The organism is Bacillus sp. 522_BSPC (assembly GCF_001076885.1).
Classification (GTDB): Bacteria; Bacillota; Bacilli; order Bacillales; family Cytobacillaceae; genus Niallia; species Niallia hominis.
The window spans coordinates 1-1,800 of record NZ_JVDT01000059.1; the positions used below are offsets into that span (position 1 = coordinate 1).

General features: G+C 37.2%; 2 protein-coding genes. One reads left to right on the top strand and one right to left on the bottom strand.

Features of this window, described 5'->3' with window-relative positions:
- Positions 1 to 228 (top strand): hypothetical protein (locus tag ADJ83_RS25960; protein ID WP_048717096.1); only part of this gene is annotated, 228 nt, incomplete at its 5' end.
- A gap of 141 nt (positions 229 to 369) precedes the next feature.
- Here ADJ83_RS25960 and ADJ83_RS04410 read toward each other — a convergent pair.
- Positions 370 to 1,647: an IS110 family transposase gene (locus ADJ83_RS04410; protein ID WP_048717098.1), complete on the bottom strand. Its 1,278-nt coding sequence runs from the start codon at positions 1,645 to 1,647 to the stop codon at positions 370 to 372.
- Between the last annotated feature and the right edge of the window lie 153 nt (positions 1,648 to 1,800).

Below are 1,800 nucleotides of genomic sequence, written 5' to 3' on the forward strand. Positions count from 1 at the left end.
TCTAGAAATGTTGGAATATCAACCTTTAAAGCCGTTTTATGGCTAGAAAAAAATTTTTTTCAATCATTAACTTGTTATGAATTTCTAAAAATTCAAGAACTTGTAAGAAGATACTTACGCTTCGCTAGAGCTAATTGGAAATCATTAACTCTATCGTGCTTATGTGATGCACATTGGATCTCTGCAAAACTTATGAAGACTAACCCTCCCATGTCTCTTGGCATCTAGTGCGTACATTCCTTCGTTCGGTCTTTACATAAGGCAGAGGCTGGCGATGCTCCTCGAGGGACTCTTGGTCTTATGGCTCAAATAGTGCCGGCTTCTCCGTGTCATCCTTTTGTTTAGATTCTTAAACTACTAAGAAGTAGCTCAAGCTGCCTCTTGGAGACAATGGAGGTCTGTCATCATAAGACTTGCATTAAAATGCACATGTTTTACACACAAAGCATATAGGATTTTAAGTAGTTTCCCACTTAATACTACCATGGCTTCTTTCTTTTTCAGTGGATTGACAGTACGAGTTGTATAGTACTGATATAGAGATTTAAATGCTATGTTATGTTGAATCAAAGGAAGAATAACTCTATATAATATAGCTCTGAGTTTCCTTCTACCCCTTTTTGAGATTTTCTTATGGCCTTTATGTTTGCCAGAAGAGTTTTCCCTTAGTGTGAGTCCCGCTAATTTAATTAGTTGGCGTGGATGCTCATATTGGCTAAGAGAGCCAGTCTCAGAGAGTAATTCAACTGCTGTATTTTCACCTAGACCAGGAATAGATAAAATATACTCGTAGTCGATCAATTGTTGAGCTAGTTCAGTTAATCTTAATGATAAGACTTCTAATTGTTTTGAAAGAGCTTTGAATTGAGTAAGCAAAGTTTCTATCTCAAATCGTGCCATTTCTAATCCTTCTTTTAATCCGATGGACTTGGTGGTTAGTACTTTTAACTTTTGAATCTTAGAAACAGAAAGACATTTTAGTCCTTCTACGTTTTTGTAAAGCTGAATCAGTTCTTCCTCACTCTTCCCATCAAAATCCATTGGTAATGGTGTCATTTCAAGCACTGCGCAAGCGTTCTTCCCAAAACTTTTGAATAAGTGCTGAAACTCAGGGAAATAAAGATCTATCCAACGAATCATACGGTTTTTAATTGCTGTAATATCTTCTTGTAATTTAGATCGAAGACTCGCTCCATTACGAAGTTCTGCTTCTACTCCAGTAAGTATTCGAGAAAAAGTAAACCGTCCGTCACGTATTAAGCTAGCGATAACGCGAGCGTCTTTTTTGTCATTTTTGGTTTGAAGGTTATCATCTAATTCTTTCGTTCTATTAACGTGCATTGGATTTACCATTACATATCGGATATCCTGCTCAACCAGATAGGCAGCTAAGTTCATCCAATAATGCCCCGTGGGTTCAAATCCAACGATAACCTCTGATTTTTGGTGGCAAGATTGTAAAGACTCTATTTTTTTAACTAGCTGTTCAAAACCATCTTCTGATTGATAAAAGGGAAATGATTTCTCTAATACACGACCGCGATCGTCTACCGCACATGCAAAATGTTTCTGCTTGGCAATATCGATACCAATGACCAAAGTTTTTTCAGAAACTTGATTAATTTTGTGATTAATATTACTATTCATTATATGTCCTCCTGTTTGGTGATGAGTTTCGATTGGTAAGTTGATACTCAAGCATCATACAAGAGGACTTTTTATTTTGCAAGACCCCATTAGGATTCTAAACAGGAATGCTCCTCGCTGCACTGCGGGGTCTCAGCCTTTCCTCTATTTCCC

Bases quoted from the DNA above. Each gene is read 5' to 3' on its own strand.
- ADJ83_RS04410 (WP_048717098.1), bottom strand. From the start codon at position 1,647: ATGAATAGTAATATTAATCACAAAATTAATCAAGTTTCTGAAAAAACT.